The organism is Mycobacterium sp. IDUB_3 (assembly GCF_055419585.1).
Genome location: NZ_JBVAXZ010000001.1, coordinates 172287 through 193318 on the forward strand (window position 1 = coordinate 172287; position 21032 = coordinate 193318).

7 protein-coding genes are annotated in these 21032 nt (G+C 70.4%); all 7 read left to right on the forward strand.

The features are described 5' to 3' along the window. Positions 1-22 precede the first annotated feature (22 nt). The 7 genes from ACZYVJ_RS00660 (at position 23) to ACZYVJ_RS00690 (ending at position 21020) form a co-directional block, all read left to right on the forward strand. A complete protein-coding gene (locus ACZYVJ_RS00660; protein WP_463829231.1) occupies positions 23-1243 on the forward strand; it encodes an argininosuccinate synthase in 1221 nt (406 codons plus the stop codon). After that, positions 1240-2658, forward strand: a complete 1419-nt coding sequence (argH, locus tag ACZYVJ_RS00665; protein WP_463829232.1) for an argininosuccinate lyase — start codon at positions 1240-1242, stop codon at positions 2656-2658. Before ACZYVJ_RS00660 ends, argH begins: the two co-directional genes overlap by 4 nt. A gap of 111 nt (positions 2659-2769) precedes the next feature. Beyond that, complete coding sequence (locus ACZYVJ_RS00670; protein WP_463829233.1) at positions 2770-3831, forward strand: type III polyketide synthase; 1062 nt, start codon at positions 2770-2772, stop codon at positions 3829-3831. 97 nt (positions 3832-3928) lie between these two features. Continuing rightward, positions 3929-10321 carry an SDR family NAD(P)-dependent oxidoreductase gene (locus ACZYVJ_RS00675; RefSeq protein WP_463829234.1) on the forward strand — a complete coding sequence of 2131 codons (6393 nt, stop codon included), beginning with the start codon at positions 3929-3931 and terminating at the stop codon, positions 10319-10321. 19 nt (positions 10322-10340) lie between these two features. Then, complete coding sequence (locus tag ACZYVJ_RS00680; RefSeq protein ID WP_463829235.1) at positions 10341-16697, forward strand: SDR family NAD(P)-dependent oxidoreductase; 6357 nt, start codon at positions 10341-10343, stop codon at positions 16695-16697. 2 nt (positions 16698-16699) lie between these two features. Continuing rightward, complete coding sequence (locus tag ACZYVJ_RS00685; RefSeq protein WP_463829236.1) at positions 16700-19801, forward strand: type I polyketide synthase; 3102 nt, start codon at positions 16700-16702, stop codon at positions 19799-19801. Between the two features lie 157 nt (positions 19802-19958). Continuing rightward, on the forward strand, positions 19959-21020 hold the full coding sequence (locus ACZYVJ_RS00690) for a type III polyketide synthase (protein WP_463829237.1): 1062 nt from the start codon (positions 19959-19961) through the stop codon (positions 21018-21020). Positions 21021-21032 lie beyond the last annotated feature (12 nt).

The window sequence follows — 21032 nt, forward strand, 5'->3', positions numbered from 1 at the left end:
TTCAACCTAAGGAGATTGGTTCATGTCAGAACGCGTCATCCTGGCGTATTCCGGCGGTCTGGACACCTCGGTGGCCATCAGCTGGATCGGCAAGGAGACCGGCCGTGAGGTCGTAGCGGTGGCGATCGACCTCGGCCAGGGCGGCGAAGACATGGAGGTCATACGCCAGCGGGCCCTGGACTGCGGCGCGGTGGAAGCCGTCGTCGTCGACGCCCGCGACGAATTCGCCGACGGTTACTGCCTGCCCACCATCCTGTCCAACGCCCTCTACATGGACCGCTACCCGCTGGTGTCGGCGATCAGCCGGCCGCTGATCGTCAAGCACCTGGTGGCCGCGGCCCGCGAGCACGGCGGCAGCATCGTCGCGCACGGCTGCACCGGCAAGGGCAACGACCAGGTCCGGTTCGAGGTCGGATTCGGTTCGCTGGCACCCGATCTCGAGGTGCTGGCACCCGTCCGCGATTACGCCTGGACGCGGGAGAAGGCGATCGCGTTCGCCGAAGAAAACGCCATCCCGATCAACGTGACCAAGCGCTCGCCGTTCTCCATCGACCAGAACGTGTGGGGCCGCGCGGTGGAAACCGGCTTCCTGGAACACCTTTGGAACGCCCCCACCAAGGACGTGTACGCCTACACCGAGGACCCCACGCTGAACTGGAGCACGCCCGACGAGGTGATCGTCGGGTTCGAGCGCGGCGTGCCGGTGACGATCGACGGCAAGCGGGTGTCGGTGCTTGGCGCCATCGAGGAACTCAACACGCGCGCCGGCGCCCAGGGCGTCGGCCGCCTCGACGTCGTCGAGGACCGGCTGGTGGGCATCAAGAGCCGCGAGATCTACGAGGCGCCCGGCGCCATGGTGCTCATCACCGCGCACACCGAGCTCGAACACGTCACGCTGGAGCGGGAATTGGGCCGGTTCAAGCGGCACACCGACCAGCGGTGGGCCGAGCTGGTCTATGACGGGCTGTGGTACTCGCCGCTCAAGGACGCGCTGGAAAGCTTCGTCGCCAAGACCCAGGAACACGTGACGGGTGAAGTGCGAATGGTGTTGCACGGCGGCCACATTGCGGTCAACGGCCGGCGCAGCGCGGAATCCCTGTACGACTTCAACCTGGCCACCTACGACGAGGGCGACAGCTTCGACCAGTCGGCCGCCAAGGGTTTCGTCTACGTACACGGGCTGTCGTCGAAGATCGCGTCCCGCCGGGACCAGAACTTCGACAAGGGCCCGGCCGAGGCGTGAGCACTCGCGAGGGGTCCCTGTGGGGCGGGCGGTTCGCCGACGGCCCGTCGGATGCGCTGGCCGCACTGAGCAAGTCCACCCACTTCGACTGGGTGCTGGCCCCCTACGACATCGTCGCCTCGCGGGCCCACACCGTGATCCTGTTCCGGGCCGGGTTGCTGAACGAGGAGCAGCGCGACGGGCTGCTGGCCGGTTTGGATCAGCTCGCCGAGGACGTCGCCGACGGCAGCTTCGCGCCGCTGGTCACTGACGAGGACGTGCACGGGGCGCTGGAACGCGGCCTGATCGACCGGGTCGGGCCCGACCTGGGCGGGCGGCTGCGGGCCGGTCGATCGCGCAACGACCAGGTGGCCACCCTGTTCCGGATGTGGCTGCGCGACGCGGTGCGCCGGGTCGCCGCCGGGGCGCTGGACGTCGTCGGCGCGCTGGCGGCCCAGGCCGCCGCCCACCCGAACGCCATCATGCCGGGCAAGACCCATATGCAGTCCGCGCAGCCGGTGCTGCTGGCCCACCACCTGCTGGCGCACGCCCACCCGCTGCTGCGCGACGTCGACCGGATCGTGGACTTCGACCGGCGCGCTGGGGTGTCCCCCTACGGGTCGGGCGCGCTGGCCGGCTCGTCGCTGGGCCTGGACCCCGACGCGATCGCCGCGGAGCTCGGTTTCGCCGCCGCGGCCGAGAACTCCATCGACGCGACCGCGTCCCGGGATTTCGCGGCGGAGGCCGCCTTCGTGTTCGCCATGATCGGGGTCGACCTGTCCCGGCTGGCCGAGGACGTCATCCTGTGGAGCTCGACGGAATTCGGCTACGTCACCCTGCACGATTCGTGGTCGACCGGCAGCTCGATCATGCCGCAGAAGAAGAACCCCGACATCGCCGAGCTGGCGCGCGGCAAGTCCGGCCGACTGATCGGGAACCTGACCGGCCTACTGGCCACGCTGAAGGCCCAGCCGCTCGCCTACAACCGTGACCTGCAGGAAGACAAGGAACCGGTGTTCGACTCGGTGGCCCAGCTGGAGCTGGTGCTGCCCGCGATGGCCGGCCTGGTGGGCAGCCTGACCTTCGACGTCGAGCGGATGGCCGCGCTGGCCCCGGCTGGCTACACCCTGGCCACCGACATCGCCGAATGGCTGGTGCGCCAGGGGGTGCCGTTCCGGTCCGCGCACGAGGCCGCCGGCGCAGCGGTGCGCGCCGCCGAGCAGCGGGCGGTCGGGCTCGACGAGCTGACCGACGACGAATTGGCCGCCATCAGCCCCGATCTCACGCCAGCGGTCCGTGAGGTCCTGACGATCGAGGGCTCGGTGTCCTCGCGCGATGCGCGGGGCGGCACCGCGCCGGTGCGGGTCGCCGAGCAGATCGAAACCGTCCTGGCCAGCGCCGATCGGCTCAAGAGCCGACTGGGCGGCGGCGGCTGAGATGCGGTTGTTTTCCCTGACGGCCGGGGACGTGCAGACTAGACTTCGGGCTCAAAGCGATCCGGTTGAACGCTACGGACCGGGTCCTCGTCACCAAGGGGTGGGAGAACAATGAGCGTCGTCGCGGGCGTCTTCGGTGCGTTACCTCCGCACCGATACTCCCAGCGCGAACTCACCGACTTCTTCGTCAGCATCCCGGAGTTCGAGGGCTACGAGGACATCGTCCGGCAGCTGCATATCAGCGCCAAAGTCAACAGCCGTCACCTGGTGCTGCCGGTGGAGCAATACCCCGCGCTGACCGACTTCGGCATGGCGAACCGGATCTTCACCGAGCACGCCGTGAAGCTGGGCTGCGAAGCGCTGTCCGGCGCGCTCGACGAGGCGGGTCTGCGGCCACGGGACGTCGACGTGCTCATCACCACCACCGTCACCGGCCTGACCGTGCCGTCCGTGGACGCCCGGATCGCCGCGCAGCTCGGCCTGCGCGACGACGTGCGACGGGTGCCGCTGTTCGGCCTCGGCTGCGTGGCCGGCGCCGCGGGAGTGGCCCGCGTGAACGACTACCTGCGCGGCGCACCGGACGCCGTGGCCGCCCTGCTCTCCGTCGAGCTGTGCTCGTTGACCTATCCCGGATACACGCCGTCGCTGGCCGGCATGGTCGGCAGCGCCCTGTTCGCCGACGGGGCCGGGGCGGTGGTGGCCGTCGGGGAGCGGCGCGCCGAACAACTGGCCGCCGGCGGCCCCACCATCGTGGACTCGCGCAGCCACCTGTACCCCGATTCGCTGCGCACCATGGGGTTCGACGTGGGCGCCACCGGCTTCGAGCTGGTGCTGTCCAAGGATGTCGCGGCCGTCGTCGAGCAGTACATCGAAGCCGACGTCACCCAGTTCCTGCAGGCGCACGGCCTGACCACGGCGGACATCGGCGCCTTCGTGAGTCACCCCGGCGGCCCGAAGGTCATCGAGGCGATCAACGCGGCGCTCAGCCTCCCGCCCGAGGCCCTCGAACTCACCTGGCGTTCACTCGGCGAGATCGGCAACCTCTCGTCGGCGTCGGTGCTGCATGTGCTGCGCGACACCATGGCCAAACCGCCGCCGAGTGGAAGCCCCGGTCTGATGCTCGCGATGGGTCCAGGATTCTGTTCCGAACTGGTGTTGTTGCGTTGGCACTGATCGCGCCGGCGCGCTCCCGTTCCCACGGTAAGGCGTCGGCTTTTTGGGCTTGAATTTGCGGAGGTATCGCTGTGAGTGACACGAGAGGCCGCCTTCGATGAACGGCAACACCGAAGAGCTGATCAAGGCTCTTCGCCAGTCGCTGAAAGACAACGAGCGGCTCAAGCGCGAGAACCGCGAGTACCTGGCCGCCGCGACCGAACCGGTAGCGGTGGTCGGCATGGCCTGCCGATATCCGGGCGGCGTGAATTCGCCAGAGGCTTTGTGGCAGATGGTGGTTGAGGGCCGAGATGTCGTCTCGGAGTTCCCCGCGGACCGCGGCTGGAACCTGACCGGTCTGTTCGATGCGGATCCCGACGCCGTGGGCAAGTCCTACGCGCGGTGCGGCGGGTTCCTCTCGGATGTCGGCGATTTCGATGCCGCGTTCTTCGGGATCGCCCCCAGCGAGGCGCTGGCCATGGACCCGCAACAGCGTCTGCTGCTCGAGGTGTCCTGGGAGGCGTTGGAGCGGGCCGGGATTGACCCCGCCACCCTGCGCGGCTCGGCGACCGGTGTGTTCGCCGGGATATTCCACGGCTCCTACGGGGGGCAGGGGCGGGTGCCGGGACACCTTGAGCGATACGGCCTGCGCGGTTCGACGCTCAGTGTCGCCTCGGGCCGGGTGGCCTATTCGCTGGGGTTCGAAGGCCCGGCCGTCTCGGTGGACACCGCGTGTTCGTCGTCGCTGGTGGCCCTGCACCTGGCGGCGCAGTCGTTGCGTTCCGGCGAGTGCGACCTCGCGCTGGCGGGCGGCGTGACCGTGATGGCAACGCCGGCGATGTTCATCGAGTTCAGCCGGCAGCGCGCGCTGGCCGCCGACGGACGGTGCAAGGCGTACGCGGGTGCCGCCGACGGCACCGGGTTCTCCGAAGGCGTCGGAGTGCTGGTGCTGGAAAGGCTGGCCGATGCCCGGCGGCACGGGCATCCGGTGCTCGCCGTGGTGCGCGGATCCGCGGTGAATCAGGACGGCGCTTCCAACGGCCTGGCGACGCCCAACGGGCCGTCGCAGCAACGGGTGATCCGGGCGGCGCTGGCCAGTGCGCGGCTGGGCACGGCCGATGTCGATCTTGTCGAGGGTCACGGCACCGGCACGATGCTCGGGGATCCCATTGAGGCGCAAGCGGTTCTGGCGACCTACGGGCAGGATCGCCCGGCGGATCAGCCGCTGTGGCTGGGTTCGATCAAGTCGAACATGGGTCACACCTCGGCCGCCGCGGGTGCCGGCGGAGTGATCAAGATGGTGCAGGCGGTCCGCCACGGGGTGATGCCCAAAACGTTGCACGTGGATGAGCCGACGCCGCATGTGGATTGGAGCGCGGGGGCTGTGTCGCTGCTGACCGAGCAGCGGCCCTGGCCGACGGTGGACCGGCCGCGCCGCGCCGGAGTCTCGTCCTTCGGCATCAGCGGCACCAACGCGCACGTCATCGTGGAGCAATACGTCGCGGAGCCAGAAACCGCCACCCGCCCAGGCGATGACGTGGTGGTGCCGTGGGTACTCTCGGCCCGCTCGGGCGAGGCGCTGGCGAACCAGGCGGCGCGGCTGCTGTCCCGGGTGAAGGCCGATCCCGGTGTGCGGGTGCTGGATGTGGGCTGGTCGCTGGTCGCGACGCGGTCGCGCTTCGAGCACCGCGCGGTGATCGTGGGTGCCGACGGCGCGCAATTGCTGCGTGGGCTGACGGCGCTGGCGGCCGGTGAGCAGGCTGCGGGCCTGGTGGTGGGCCGCGCGCAGCCGGCAGGCAAGACGGTGTTCGTGTTCCCCGGGCAGGGTTCGCAATGGGCCGGCATGGGTGCGGAATTGCTAGACAGCTCACCGGTGTTCGCCGAGCACCTGCAACGCTGCGATACGGCTCTCGCCGAATACGTCGATTGGTCTCTGATCGACGTGATCCGCGGCGTCCCCGGCGCACCCGGGTTGGACCGGGTGGACGTGGTGCAGCCGGCGCTGTGGGCGGTGATGGTGTCGCTGGCCGAATTGTGGCGCTCGGTGGGCGTGACGCCCGATGCGGTGATCGGCCATTCGCAGGGCGAAATCGCGGCGGCCTATGTCGCCGGGGCGCTGTCGCTACAGGACGCCGCCCGGGTGGTCGCGCTGCGCAGCCGGCTGCTGGTGCAGTTGTCGGGCCGGGGCGGCATGGTCTCGCTGGCGTGCAGCCTGCCGCGCGCCGAGCAGCTGATCGCCGCCTGGGGCGAACGACTGAACATCGCCACCGTCAACGGCGTTGCGGCGGTGGTGGTTTCCGGCGAGGTGGATGCTCTGGCCGAACTGATGCAGCGGTGTGAAACCGACAACGTCCGGGCCCGCAAGATCGACGTCGACTACGCGTCGCATTCGGCACAGGTGGACGCGATCCGCAATTCCCTGGCCGACGCGCTGCTCGGCCTCGCGCCGCGGTCGTCGGCGGTCGCCTTCTTCTCCACGGTCACCGGTGAGCTGATGGACACCGCGGGGCTCAACGCCGACTACTGGTTCCAAAGCATCCGCCACACCGTGCAATTCGAAAAGGCGGTACGCAGCGCGTGCGACGCCGGCTACCAGGCGTTCATCGAATCCAGCCCACATCCCGTGCTCATGGCCGCCATCGAAGAAACCATGCCCGACAGCGAGCGGGCGTGCGTCATCCCGTCGCTGGGCCGCGAGGACGGCGGCCTCGACCGGTTCTGGCTCTCGGTCGCCCAGGCCCACGTCGCGGGTGTGGCCGTGGACTGGCGCGCCGCGATGGCCGGCCTCGGTGGCCGGGCCGTCGACCTGCCGACGTACGGGTTTGTCCGGCAACGCTTTTGGCTACCGGGCGGGTCGACGGGCTCGCAAGACGTCGCCACGCTGGGCCTGGCCCCGGCCGAGCACGGGTTGCTCGGTGCGGTGGTGCCGCGGCCCGATTCCGGCGGCGTCGTGCTGACCGGCCGGTTGTCGACGGCGGCCCACCCGTGGCTGGCCGATCACGCGGTGGGCGAGACGGTGCTGTTCCCCGGGGCCGGATTCGTCGAGTTGGCCATCCGGGCCGGCGACGAGGTCGGCTGTGGGGTACTCGACGAGCTGACCTTGTCGGCCCCGTTGCTGCTGCCCCCGGCCGGGGGCGTGCAGGTGCAGCTGGTGGTGGGCGCGCCCGACGAGTCGGGGTCGCGGCGGTTGTCGGTGTATTCCGCCGGCGCCGAACCGGATTCGGAGTGGGTGTTGCACGCCGAGGGGCTGTTGCGGCCGGGCACCGTCACGCCGGGCGCGGACTTCTCGATCTGGCCGCCCGCGGGGGCGAACGCGGTGGACATCACCGGCGCCTACGCCCGGCTGGCGCAGCGGGGCTACCACTACGGCGGCGCCTTCCGGGGTCTGCGGGCCATGTGGCAGCGCGGGGACGAGCTGTTCGCCGAGATCGCCGTCCCCGACGACGCCGGAAACCTGGACGGCGGCTTCGGAGTACATCCCGTGCTCCTGGATGCCGCGTTGCACGCGATCGGCGTCGCCGCCGAGCAGGACCAGACCGTGTTGCCGTTCTCGTGGCAGGGTGTGTCGCTGCACGCCTCGGGTGCGTCGCGGGCGCGGGTCCGGATCGCGCCGGCGGGCGCCGGGTCGGTGTCGGTGGAACTGGCTGACGGAGCCGGACTTCCGGTGCTCTCGGTGCGATCGTTGGCCATGCGCCCGGTCTCGGCCGAGCAGTTGACGGCGGCTCCCGCGCAGCGCTCCGAGGGATTGCTCGACGTGACGTGGTCGCCGATCGCACTGGGCGCCGGCGAGGGGAGCGCCGAGGCCACGCTGTGGGAGCTGGGTGATCATGGCGGCGACGTGGTGAAGGCGGTGCATGCCGCGGCCGCCGAGATTCTCGCGGCGCTGCAATCGTGGCTGCGCGACGAAAACGCCGGGGTCCTGGCGGTGCAGACCCGCGGGGCCGTCGCCCTTGCCGGCGAAGACGTTTCGGACCTGGCCGGCGCGGCGGTGTGGGGCCTGGTGCGATCGGCGCAGGCCGAGCACCCCGGCCGGATGGTGCTGATCGACTCCGATGGCTCCGCCGACGCCGCCGCGGTGATCGCCTGCGGCGAGCCGCAAGTGGTGGTTCGCCAGGGCGTGGCGTATGCGGCGCGGCTGCGGCCGGTGCGGATGGACTCCGCCGTCGGGTTGCCCTCCGCCGGTTGGCGGTTGGATGCCGGTGGTGCGGGCACGCTGCAGGACCTGGTCGTGAGTCCTTGCCCGCGCACCGAATTGACCGGCGGGCAGGTGCGGGTGTCGGTGGCCGCGGTAGGCGTCAACTTCCGCGATGTCCTGGTGGCCCTGGGGATGTATCCCGGCGGCGGCCGGCTCGGCGCCGAGGGCTCCGGCGTGGTCGTCGAGGTGGGACCCGACGTGACCGGCCTGGCCGTCGGTGACACGGTGATGGGACTGCTCGGGGTCGTCGGTTCCGAGGCCGTGGTGGATCACCGGCTTGTGACACCGGTGCCGCCGGGCATGCCGCTGGTGGCGGCCGCGGGTGTGCCGGTGGTGTTCCTGACGGCGCTGTACGGGCTGTCGGTCTTGGCCGGGCTGCGCGCCGGCGAGCGGGTCTTGGTGCACACCGCCACCGGCGGGGTGGGCATGGCCGCGGTGCAGCTGGCCAGGTACTGGGGCGCCGAGGTGTTCGTCACCGCCAGCCGTGGTAAGTGGGACACCTTGCGCGCGATGGGATTCGACGACGATCACATCGGCGATTCGCGCACGACGGAGTTCGAGGCGAAATTCGCGAGGCTTGTGGCGGCAGGCGGCGGTGCCGGGTTCGACGTCGTGCTCAACTCGCTGGCCGGTGAGTTCACCGACGCGTCGTTGCGGCTGCTGGCTCCCGGCGGGCGGTTCATCGAGATGGGCAAGACCGACGTGCGCGATCCGCAGGACATCGCCGACGAGTATCGGGGCGCGGTGTATCGGTCATTCGACCTGCTGGAGGCCGGCCCCGACCGCACCGCGGCCATGCTGGCCGAGATCGTGGGGCTGCTGGCCAAAGGAGTGTTGAAACCGTTGCCGCTGAAGACGTTTGATGTCCGCTGCGCCTCGGCGGCCTATCGGTACGTCAGCCAGGCGCGCCACATCGGCAAGGTCGCGCTCACCGTCCCGTCGGGCCCAGGCGAAGTGCTCAGCGGCTGCGGCGGGGGCCTGGCGGGCGCCAGCGTGGTGATCACCGGTGGTACCGGCATGGCCGGTTCGGCACTGGCCCGACACCTCGTCGACCGTTACCGGGTGGCGCACGTGGTGCTGGTGAGCCGGACCGGCGCCCGGTCCGCCGGGGTCGCCGATCTGGTGGCCGGGCTGCAGGAGGCCGGTGCGCAGGTGTCGGTGGTGGCCTGCGATGTCGCCGATCCCGAAGCGGCATCGGCGATGCTGGCCCAGATACCGGCGCAGTACCCGCTGCGCGGAATCGTTCACGCCGCGGGCATTCTCGACGACGGGCTGATCTCGTCGCTGACCCCGGATCGGGTGGACGCGGTCCTGCGCGCCAAGGTGGACGGTGCATGGAACCTGCACGAGCTCACCCGGCACCTGGATCTCTCGGCGTTCGTGGTGTTTTCGTCGATGGCCGGGATCGTGGGAACCCCGGGTCAGGCCAACTACGCGGCCGCCAACAGTTTCCTCGACGGGCTGGCCGCCTATCGGCGCGCCCACGCGCTTGCCGGCCTGTCGCTGGCCTGGGGCCTGTGGGAGCAGGCCTCGGCGATGACGGCACACCTCGGGGATCGCGACAAGGCCCGGATGAGCAGGATCGGGCTGGCGCCGTTGTCCACCGCCCAGGCGCTGGCGGCGTTCGACGCCGCGATGCTGGTCGACGCCCCGGTGCTGGTGGCCGCCCGGGTGGACCGGGCCGCCCTGTCCGACAACATCGCCGCGCTGCCCCCGCTGCTCCGGGAGCTCGTCGCCGGCCCGACCCGGCGCGTCATCGACGACACGGACGTCGCCGTCTCGACGACCGGGCTGTCGGCGCGCCTGCACGGGCTGACCGCCGAGGCGCGACAGCGCGAGCTGGTCGACCTGGTGTGCGGCAACGCGGCGATGGTGCTGGGCGTGCCCAACCCGGCGGACATCGACGCCGGCCGCGCCTTCCAGGAACTCGGGTTCGATTCGCTGACCGCGGTCGAACTGCGTAACCGGCTCAAAAACGCCACGGGCCTTACCCTTTCGCCGACGCTGATATTCGACTACCCGACACCCACCGTGCTGGCCGCGCACCTGGACACCCAACTGGCCGGCACCGCCGGTGCCGAGGGCCAGCCGAACCTGATGGGTCGCTTCAACGACATCACCCGCGAACTACAGGCGCTGCTCGGCGCGCCCACCTGGAATGCCGACGACAAATCGATGCTGCGGGCCCGCATTCACAACCTGCTCGCCGCGCTCCCGCCGGGCGAACTCTCCGATGCCGAACATCTCGACGATGACCTCGACGCCGCCACCGAAAGCCAACTCTTTGCGATCCTCGATGAAGAACTCGGCCGCTGACACCCCGCAAGGAGCAACGATGCCGGGCACCACGCAACACGTCGACTACCTGAAACGCCTCACGGCGGATCTCAGGCGGACCCGGCGGCGTGTGGCGGAACTGGAGGGCCAACTCTCCGAGACCGTCGCCGTGGTGGGCATGGCGTGTCGCTATGCCGGTGGCGTCGAATCGCCAGAAGACCTGTGGCAACTCGTGATCGACGGCCGCGACACGGTGTCGGACTTCCCGGCCGACCGCGGCTGGGACGTCGAGGGGTTGTACGACCCCGACCCCGATGCCAAGGGAAAGATGTACACCCGGCAGGGCAGCTTCCTGCAGGATGCGGGTGACTTCGACGCCGGATTCTTCGGCATCGGGCCCAGCGAGGCGCTGGCCATGGACCCCCAGCAACGAATGATGCTGGAGATCTGCTGGGAAGCGTTGGAGCGGGCCGGCATTGACCCCTTCGCGCTACGCGGCTCGGCGACCGGCGTGTTCGCCGGGGTGATCCACGCCGGCTATGGCGGCGAGGTGAAGGGCGAGCTCGAGGGCTACGGACTGACCGGCTCGACGCTGAGCGTGACCTCGGGCCGGGTGTCCTATGTGCTGGGCCTGGAAGGCCCGGCGGTGTCGGTGGATACCGCGTGTTCGTCGTCGTTGGTCTCCATGCACCTGGCCGCGCAGTCGCTGCGGTCCGGCGAATGCGATCTGGCGCTGGCCGGCGGGGTCACCGTGATGGCCACCCCCGCCGCCTTCGTCGAGTTCAGCCGTCAGCGCGCGCTGGCCCCCGATGGTCGCTGCAAGGTGTATGCCGGTGCGGCGGACGGGACTTCGTGGTCGGAGGGCGCGGGCGTCCTGGTGCTGGAGCGGCTGGCCGATGCGCGGCGCCTGGGGCATCCCGTGCTGGCGGTGCTGCGCGGCACGGCGGTCAATCAGGACGGCGCGTCGAACGGGTTGACCGCGCCCAATGGGCCGTCGCAGCAGCGGGTGATCCGGGCGGCGCTGGCGAACGCCGGGCTGACGGCCGCCGACGTCGATGTCGTGGAGGGCCATGGGACGGGGACGGTGCTCGGGGACCCTATCGAGGCCCAGGCCCTGCTGGCGACCTACGGTCAGGATCGCCCGGCGGACCGGCCGCTGTGGTTGGGGTCCATCAAATCCAACATCGGGCACACCTCGGCCGCGGCGGGGGTGGCCGGGGTGATCAAGATGGTGCAAGCGATCCGGCACGGGGTGATGCCCAAGACCCTGCACGTGGATATCCCGTCGCCGCACGTGGATTGGTCGGCCGGTGCGGTGTCGCTGTTGACCGAGCCGCAGCCGTGGCCGGATCACGGCGGGATACGGCGGGCGGGTGTCTCGTCGTTCGGGATCAGCGGCACCAACGCGCACGTGATCGTCGAGCAGGCCCCCGCGCAACTCGACGGCGGAGCCGAACCGGTTGCGGGGCCGTCGAGCCCGGTGATCCCGTGGGTGATCTCGGCCCGGTCGCCCGAGGCGTTGGCCGGTCAGGCCCAGCGGCTGCGGGACCGGCTGAGCGCCGACGCGGGTGTGCGGGCGGTGGACGTGGGGTGGTCGCTGGCGACCACCCGGGCGGCCTTCGAGCACCGCGCGGTGCTGGTCGGCGCGGATCGTACGGCCTTGACGGCGGGGTTGGCGGCGCTGGCGTCCGAGCGGCCGGACCCGGGCGTGCTGGTCGGCCGGACCCGGTCGGTGGGCAAGCGGGTGTTCGTCTTTCCCGGCCAGGGCTCGCAGTCGCTCGGGATGGGCGCCGAGCTCTACGAGCGGTTTCCCGTGTTCGCCCAGGCTTTCGACGAGGCGGTCGCGGCGGTGGACGCTCACGCTCGGCTGCCGCTGCGCGAGGTGATGTGGGGTACCGACCCGGAGTTGTTGCAGAGCACGGAGTTCGCCCAGCCGGCGTTGTTCGTCGTAGAGATCGCGCTGGCCGCGTTGTGGCAATCCTTCGGTGTGACACCGGATGTGGTGATCGGTCATTCGGTGGGCGAGATCGCCGCCGCCTTCGTGGCCGGCGCGCTGTCGATGCCCGACGCGGCGCGGCTGGTGGCGGCGCGCGGCCGGCTGATGGCCGGGCTGGCGGCCGGCGGGGTGATGGTCGCGGTGAGCGCGACCGAGGCCGAGGTGGCCCCCTTGCTGAACGGAGCTGTGAGCATCGCGGCGGTCAACGGCCCGCAATCGCTGGTGCTCTCCGGCGAGCGGGCCGCGGTGGGGGCGGTCGCGGACCGGCTGGTCGCCGGCGGCGCGAGGGTGCACCGGCTGGCTGTCTCACACGCGTTTCACTCGCCGTTGATGGAGCCGATGATGGGGGAGTTCGCGTCGGTGGCCGCCGAGGTTTCGGCGGGTCAGCCGCGGATCGCCCTGGTGTCCAATCTGACCGGGCAACTGGCCGGTCCCGACTATGGGTCCGTCGAGTACTGGGTCGACCATGTGCGCAAGCCGGTGCGATTCGTCGACGGTGTGCAGCTGGCCGAATCGTTGGGTGCCGGTGTGTTCCTGGAGGTGGGTCCGGGCGCGGCGTTGACGTCCGCGGTGGAGCAATCTCTGACGACCGACCGGGCGACCTCGGTGGTGACCATTGCCAAGGGCCGCCCCGAAGTGGACGCGCTGCTGCGGGCGGCGGGGCAGCTGTTCACGGCCGGTGCCGACGTGCGGTGGGCCGCTGCGTTCACCGACGCCCGCCGCGTCGAGTTGCCCACGTATGCCTTTGTGCGGCGCCGGTTTTGGCTGTCCAGCGATTCGGTGGGTTCGGCCAACATCACCAGCCTGGGTCTGGCCGAGGCCGAGCACGCGCTGCTGGGCGCGGTGGTGGACCGGCCGGATTCCGGCGGTGTGGTGTTGACGGGCCGGCTTTCGGTTGCGGCCCAGCCATGGCTGGCCGACCACGCGGTGGCCGGCACGGTGCTGTTTCCGGGAGCCGGCTTCGTGGAGTTGGCGTTGCGGGCCGGCGACGAGGTCGGCTGCTCGGTGATCGAGGAGTTGACGCTGTCGGCGCCGCTGGTGGTCCCGCCCGCCGGGGTGGTGCACGTTCAGGTCGTGGTGGCCGCGGCCGGCGACGCGGGAACACGCCCGGTCGCGGTGTATTCGCGCGCCGCCCAATCAGATTGGGTGCTGCACGCCGAGGGCGTGTTGAGCGACGGTGCGCCCGCACCGGCCATCGACCTGTCGGTGTGGCCGCCGCTGGGTGCGGACGCGGTGGACGTGACCGGCGCGTACGACGACCTGGCGGGACGCGGCTACGGGTACGGGCCGTCCTTTCGGGGGCTTCGGGCCGTATGGCTACGGGGTAACGAGACTTTCGCCGAAGTGGAGCTTCCACAACAGGCTGGGGTGTCGACCGGTGGGTTCGGCATCCATCCGGTGATCCTGGATGCGGCGCTGCATGCGCTCGGCGTGGCCGACGAGCGGATCGAGACCGTCTTGCCGTTCTCGTGGCAAGGAGTGAGCCTGAACGCTGCCGGCGCGTCGCGGGTCCGGGTACGGCTGGCACCGGTCGGCGTCGGCGCCGTCTCGGTCGAACTCGCCGACTCCTCCGGGCTGCCCGTCCTGTCGGTGCGCGAGCTGGTGACGCGCGCCGTGTCGGCCGATCAGCTGACCTCGGCCGTGGCGGCCCGCTCCGGTAGCGGTGAGCTGCTCGACGTGGTGTGGTCACCGGTCTCGTTGCCCGGCAACGACGTTGGCGACGACGTCACGGTCTGGGAGTCGCCGCCCACCGACTCGGGCGCGGTCACCTCGGTCTACCGGGCCATCCACGAGGCCCTGGGTGTGCTGCAATCCTGGCTGACGGGCGAGGCGGCCGGGGTCCTGGTGGTGTTGACCCGCGGGGCGGTGGGGCTGGCGGGCGAGGACGTCGCGGACCTGGCCGGCGCCGCGGTGTGGGGGCTGACGCGCTCGGCGCAGGCCGAGCACCCCGGACGCGTGGTGCTGGTCGATACCGACGGAACGCTCGATGTCGCAACGGTGATCGGCTGTGGCGAGCCGCAATTGGTGGTGCGCGACGGCGTGGCCTACAGCGCCCGCCTGAAACCGGCCGACGAGCGACCGCTGCTGCGGCTGCCCGACCCGCCGTCGGTGTGGCGGCTGGCCGCCGGCGATGCCGGGACGCTCGAGGAATTGGCGGTGCAGGAGTACCCGCCGGCGGCGCTGGAGGCCGGTCAGGTGCGGGTGAGCGTCGCCGCCGCCGGGGTGAACTTCCGCGATGTGTTGGTGGCGCTGGGCATGTATCCGGGTGCCGCGCAGCTGGGCGCCGAGGGCGCGGGCATCGTCACCGAACTCGGCGCCGGCGTGACGGATGTGGCCGTCGGGGACGCGGTGATGGGGATCTTCGGCCTCGCCGGCTCCGAGGCCACCGTCGATCGCCGGTTGGTGACCCGGGTGCCGCGGGGGTGGTCGATGGCGCAGGCCGCGGCGGTGCCGGTGGTGTTCTTGACGGCCTATTACGGGCTGTCGGTGCTGGCCGGCCTGCGCGCCGGGCAGCGCGTGCTGGTGCATGCCGCCACCGGCGGTGTGGGCATGGCCGCGGTACAGCTGGCGCGGCATTGGGGTGCGGAGGTGTTCGCGACCGCCAGCCGCGGCAAGTGGGACACCCTGCGCGCCATGGGATTCGACGATGCGCACATCGCGGATTCCCGCACCCTGGATTTCGAGCGCAAATTCGCCGGCGGCATGGACGTGGTGCTCAATTCCCTGGCGGGCGAGTTCAACGACGCGTCCCTACGGCTGCTGGGGCCCGGCGGCCGCTTCATCGAGATGGGCAAGACCGATCTGCGTGACCCGGATGCCGTCGCGGCGGCCCATCGCGGGGTGACGTACCGCGCGTTCGACCTGATGGAGGCCGGCCCCGACCGCATCGCCGAAATGTTGGCGGAATTGATGGAGCTTTTCGCCGGAGGTGTCCTTACGCCGTTGCCGGTCAAGGCATTCGACGCCCGCGGCGCCGCCGACGCCTATCGGTTTGTCAGCCAGGCCCGCCACATCGGCAAGGTCGTGCTCACCCTGCCGGACGGGCCCGCCGGGCTGGCCGGCGGCACCGCGCTGATCACCGGCGGCACCGGCATGGCGGGCTCGGCGGTGGCGCGCCACCTCGTCGAGCGACACCGGGTGCCGCACGTGCTGCTGGTCAGCCGCAGCGGTGAACGCGCCGACGGCATGGCCGAGCTGGTCGCCGAACTGCGCGAAAAGGGCGCCTCGGTGTCCGTGGCGGCCTGCGATGTGGGCGACCGGGATGCCGTCGCGGCGTTGCTGACCCGAGTGCCCGCGCAGTACCCGTTGCGCTCGGTGTTCCACGCGGCGGGCGTGCTCGACGACGCGGTGATCGCCTCCCTGACGCCCGAGCGCATCGACACGGTGTTACGAGCCAAGGTGGACGGAGCCTGGAATCTGCACGAGCTGACCAAGGGGCTGAATCTATCGGCGTTCGTGGCGTTTTCGTCGATGGCGGGCATCGTGGGTGCGCCGGGCCAGGGTAACTATGCGGCGGCCAACAGCTTCCTCGACGCGCTGGCGGCGAACCGCCGAGCTGATGGGTTGCCGGGATTGTCGGTGGCGTGGGGGATGTGGGAAGAGACCTCCACCATGACCCAGCACCTCGGCGAGCGTGACAAGGCCAGGATGAGCCGGGCCGGGCTGAGCGCGTTGTCCACTCGGCAGGCGCTCGAGCTGTTGGATAGGGCTTTGCTGGCCGAACACCCGATGGTGGTGGGCACCCGGCTGGACCGGGCAGCGCTGGCGCACCACAGTGACACGTTGCCGCCGCTGCTGAGCCAGCTGGCCACCCGCCCGGCCCGCCGGGTCCTGGAGCACACCGACACGGTGTCCCTGACGGGCCTGCGGGCGCGGCTGGAGGGCATGACCCCCGACCAGCGGCACAGCGAATTGGTGGATTTGGTCTGCAGCAACGCGGCCACGGTACTGGGCCACAGCTCAGCGGACGTGAACGTCGACGACGCGTTCGGCGACCTCGGGTTCGATTCGCTGACCGCCGTCGAACTGCGCAACCGGCTGAAAATTGCGACCGGGCTTACCCTTTCGCCTACGCTGATCTTCGACCAGCCGACGCCGGGCGCGCTTGCCGAACACCTCGGCACCCAGCTGGCCGGCAGCGCTCCCGGCGCCTCGGTGATCGGGGCCGCCGCGGCACCCGATCGCATGGCCCGCTTCAACGACATCGCGCGGGAGCTGCAGGCGCTGCTCAACCAGCCCGATCTGAGCCCCGACGACAAGGCCCAGCTCATCACCCGCCTGGAAGGGCTGTTGACCACGGCGACCGGCCCGGCGCCGGCCCCGCTGCTGGAACACCCCGAGGACGCGTTCGACGACGACATCTCCACCGCCAGCGAGAGCCAGCTGTTCGCGATTCTCGACGACGAAGTCGGCCCCTGACGTTGCCCGCGACAGACGTAGCGATCATCGGGCTGGCATGCAGGTTCCCGACCGCGGCCGGGCCCGGCTCGTTCTGGCGCCTGATCCGCGACGGGCGTGAGGCCACCCGGTTCACCGGGGACGCGGGCCAATTCGACGCCGACTTCTTCAACCTGTCGCCGCGCGAGGCGTGCGCGATGGATCCGCGGCAACGCCTGGCCCTGGAGCTCACCTGGGAATTGCTCGAAGACGCCTTCGTGGTACCGGAAACGCTGCGGGGAGAACCGGTTTCGGTGTTTCTCGGTGCGATGACGGATGACTATGCCGCACTGACGTTGCGCGACCTCGCCGACAATCTGGACCACCACACCTTCACCGGGATCAGCCGGGCGATGATCGCCAACCGCATCTCGTACGCCTTCGGGTTGAGCGGGCCGAGCATGACCGTCGATTCCGGGCAGTCGTCTTCTCTGGTGGCGGTGCACCTCGGCTGCGAAAGCGTGGCCACCGGCCAATCCGCGCTGGCCATCGCGGGCGGGGTCCACCTCAACCTGGCCGACGAATTCGGGATGCTGGAACGGGAATTCGGCGCGGTGTCGGTGTCGGGTCACACGTATGCGTTCGACCGGCGGGCCGACGGCTACGTGCGCGGTGAGGGCGGCGGGCTGGTGCTGCTGAAGCCCTTGGCGTCGGCGCTACACGACGGTGACCGCATCCACGCGGTCATTCGCGGCGGCGCCGTCGGCAACGCCGGGCACAGCGCGACCGCCCAGACCGTGCCATCGGCGCGCGGCGAAGCGGACGTGATCCGGCGCGCGCTCACCGACGCCGGCCTGCAGGGCGGCGACATCGACTACATCGAGGCGCACGGCACCGGGACCAAGGTCGGTGACGCGATCGAAGCCGAGGCGCTGGGGGAGATTTTCGCCGAGCGCGCCCACGATCCGGTGCGGGTGGGATCGGTGAAGACCAACATCGGCCACGCCGGCAGCGCCGCGGGAATCGCGGGCCTGCTCAAGGCCGTGCTGGCGATTGAAAATGCCGCGATCCCGCCCAGCCTCAATTACGCCGATCCCGAGACCGAGCTCAATCACCTTGGGCTACAGGTCAACACCACGCTGACACCGTGGCCGCCGGTAGATCGCCCGCGCCGGGCCGGGGTGTCCTCGTTCGGCATGGGCGGCACCAACGCGCACCTCATCGTCGAGCAGTTCGAGCGGCACCCCGCCCAGCCGGAGACACGGCCCGCGGACGCGCAGCAGGTACTGCCGTGGGTGGTTTCGGGCCGCTCCGAACAGGCGCTGGCCAACCAGGCCCAGCGGTTGTCGGCCTATGTGGCCGACCGGGCCGATCTGAGCCCCCTCGACATCGCCTGGTCATTGGTCAGTACCCGGACGGTCTTCGAGCACCGCGCGGTGGTGGTGGGCGGCGATCGCGGCGCGCTGGCAACGGGTTTGGCGTCCCTCGCGGCGGGGCAGCCCCGGCCGGGCGTGGCGGTGGGCCGGGCCAGGCCGTTGGGTTCGTTGGGCAAGACGGTCTTCGTGTTCCCGGGCCAGGGGTCGCAGTGGTTGGGGATGGGGCGACAACTGTATGAGCGGTTCGACGTGTTCGCTCGCGCCTTCGACGAGGCCGCCTCGGCCGTCGACGCTCATCTTCGGGCGCCGCTGCGTGAGGTGATCTGGGGCACCGACCCGGAGTTGTTGCGTAACACCGAGTTCGCCCAACCGGCGTTGTTCGTGATCGGCATCGCGCTGACGGCGTTGTGGCAATCTTTCGGCGTGACACCGGATGTGGCGATGGGGCACTCGGTCGGTGAGATCACCGCGGCGTGCGTGGCCGGGGTGCTGACGCTCGCGGATGCGTCGCGCGTGGTGGCGGCACGGGGACGGTTGATGGCGAGGCTGCCGGCCGGCGGGGTGATGGTGGCGGTCGGCGCAGCAGAGGCCGAGGTGGCCGGGTTGCTCGGCGACGAGGTGAGCATCGCGGCGGTCAACGGCCCCGACGCGGTAGTGCTTTCGGGCGAACAGGCGCCAGTGGACGCGCTGGCGGACCGCCTGGCCCGGGAGGGCCGGCGCGTGCACCGGCTGGCGGTGTCGCACGCGTTCCATTCTCCGTTGATGCAGCCGATGGAGGCGGAATTTTTCGCGGCGGTGGCCGGCATCGAGGCGGGGGAACCGCGAATCACGTTGGTGTCCAACGTGACCGGGCGGCTGGCGGGCGCCGGCTACGGGTCGCCGCAGTACTGGGTGGAGCACGTCGGCCGGCCGGTCCGCTTCTTCGAGGGGGTGCGCGCCGCCGAGGCGGCCGGCGCCGGGATCTTCGTGGAACTGGGTCCGGGTGCGGCCTTGACGGCGGCGGTCGACCAATCGCTGAGCGCCGAGCGGGCGGTCTCGGTGCCCAGCATGGCCAGGGATCGGCCCGAGACGGAATCGCTGGTCGGCGCGGTCGGCCAATTGTTCACCCTCGGCCTCGACCCGAACTGGGCGGGCGTGTTCGCCGGGCTGAACGCGCGACGCGTCGAGTTGCCGACGTATGGCTTTGCGCGGCAGAGTTTTTGGCTGGGCGGCGAAGGCGCCGGCGCGACGGGGGCTCCGCCCGCGACGGCTCCCCGAACGCCCGACCTGGCACACCGGCTGCTCGGGCTGGAGCCCGACGACCAGCACCGGGTGCTGGTCGAACTGGTCTGCGAGCACGCGGCGGCGGTGTCGGGCCATTCGGGCGGCCACGCCATCGACCCCGACCGCGCGTTCGGCGACCTCGGCTTCGACTCGATGATCGGGGTCGAACTGCGCAACCGTCTCACCAGCCATACCGGCCTGGCTTTGTCGCGAACGCTGATCTTCGATTACCCGACGCCGTCCGCGCTGGCCGATCATCTTCGCCGGCAACTACTCCATGGCGAGCCGGCGGAATCGGACGAGGAAATGATTTGGTCGGCACTGCGCAAGATTCCGGTCCGCGAGCTTCGGAGAACGGGATTGCTCGAGAAACTTCTATTGCTCGCCGGCACTCCGGAAACACCCGTCGCCGACGCAACTGCCGGCCCCGACGACATCGATGCGTTGAGCCCCGATGCGTTGATCGCGATGGCGCTCAGCTCGGCGGATGAGGAAGACACCGAATGATGAATTCCCCGCTGGCGGATATGATTACGCGGACGCACAGCAGCACTAATAAGGCATGTGTTGAATATGCCAAACTTTTGCACCACCAAACGGAACGGCTTAAACTTCCCGCATTAGGGGGATTGTTCACGCTGGTTGGCAATCAAGAAGGTAGAGCATGAGCGTCATCGCGGGTGTTTTCGGCGCGTTGCCGCCCCATCGGTATAGCCAACGCGAAATCACCGACCAGCTCGTCGAGTTCCCGACGCTCAAGGAGCACGAAGAGATCGTCCGGCGGCTGCACGCCGCGGCCAAAGTCAACAGCCGCCACTTCGTGCTGCCGCTGGAGCGCTACCACGAGCTCACCGACTTCAGCGCGACCAATGAGATCTTCATCGACAAGGCTCTGGAGCTGGGCTGCGAGGCGCTGCTGGGCGCGCTCGACGAGGCCGGGCTGCAACCCCAAGACATCGACATGATCGCCACCACGACGGTCACCGGCATCGCGGTCCCGTCCCTCGACGCCCGGCTCGTCGGCCTCCTCGGCCTGCGGCCCGACGTGCGCCGGCTCCCGATGTTCGGGCTGGGTTGCGCGGCCGGGGCCGGGGGCGTCGGACGGCTGCACGATTACCTGCGGGGTGCGCCCGACGGCGTCGCCGCCCTGGTGTCGGTCGAGCTGTGTTCGCTCACCTTCCCGACGGTCAGGCCGACCGTGTCGGGACTGGTCGCCACGGCGATGTTCGGCGACGGCGCCGCGGCCGTGGTCGCCGTCGGCGACCGTCGCGCCGAGCAGCTGAATTCCGCCGGACCCGACATCCTGGATTCGCACAGCCGGCAGTACCCCGAATCGCTGCACATCATGGGCTGGAACGTCGGCTCGGACGGCATGCAGCTGGCCATGTCGCCGGAACTGACCAAGGTCATGGAACGCCACCTGGCCGGCGACGTGAACAGCTTCCTGGCCGCACACGGGCTGACCAAGGGCGACATCGGTGCCTGGATCACGCACCCCGGCGGCCCCAAGGTCATCAACACGATCGCCACCAGCCTCGAATTGCCGCCGGAGGCACAGGAATTGACCTGGCGCTCGCTCGAGGAAGTCGCCAACCTGTCGTCGGCGTCGGTGCTGCACATCCTGCGCGACACCATCGCCAAGCCGCCGCCCAGCGGCAGCCCCGGGCTGATGCTCGCGATGGGTCCCGGCTTCGGCTCCGAACTGGTACTACTGCGCTGGCACTGACCGGCTGACGGC

Excerpts from the sequence above, each read along its gene's own strand:
- ACZYVJ_RS00660 (WP_463829231.1), top strand. The coding sequence starts at position 23 with ATGTCAGAACGCGTCATCCTGGCGTATTCCGGCGGTCTGGACACCTCG.
- ACZYVJ_RS00670 (WP_463829233.1), top strand. The coding sequence starts at position 2,770 with ATGAGCGTCGTCGCGGGCGTCTTCGGTGCGTTACCTCCGCACCGATAC.
- ACZYVJ_RS00675 (WP_463829234.1), top strand. The coding sequence starts at position 3,929 with ATGAACGGCAACACCGAAGAGCTGATCAAGGCTCTTCGCCAGTCGCTG.
- ACZYVJ_RS00680 (WP_463829235.1), top strand. The coding sequence starts at position 10,341 with ATGCCGGGCACCACGCAACACGTCGACTACCTGAAACGCCTCACGGCG.
- ACZYVJ_RS00690 (WP_463829237.1), top strand. The coding sequence starts at position 19,959 with ATGAGCGTCATCGCGGGTGTTTTCGGCGCGTTGCCGCCCCATCGGTAT.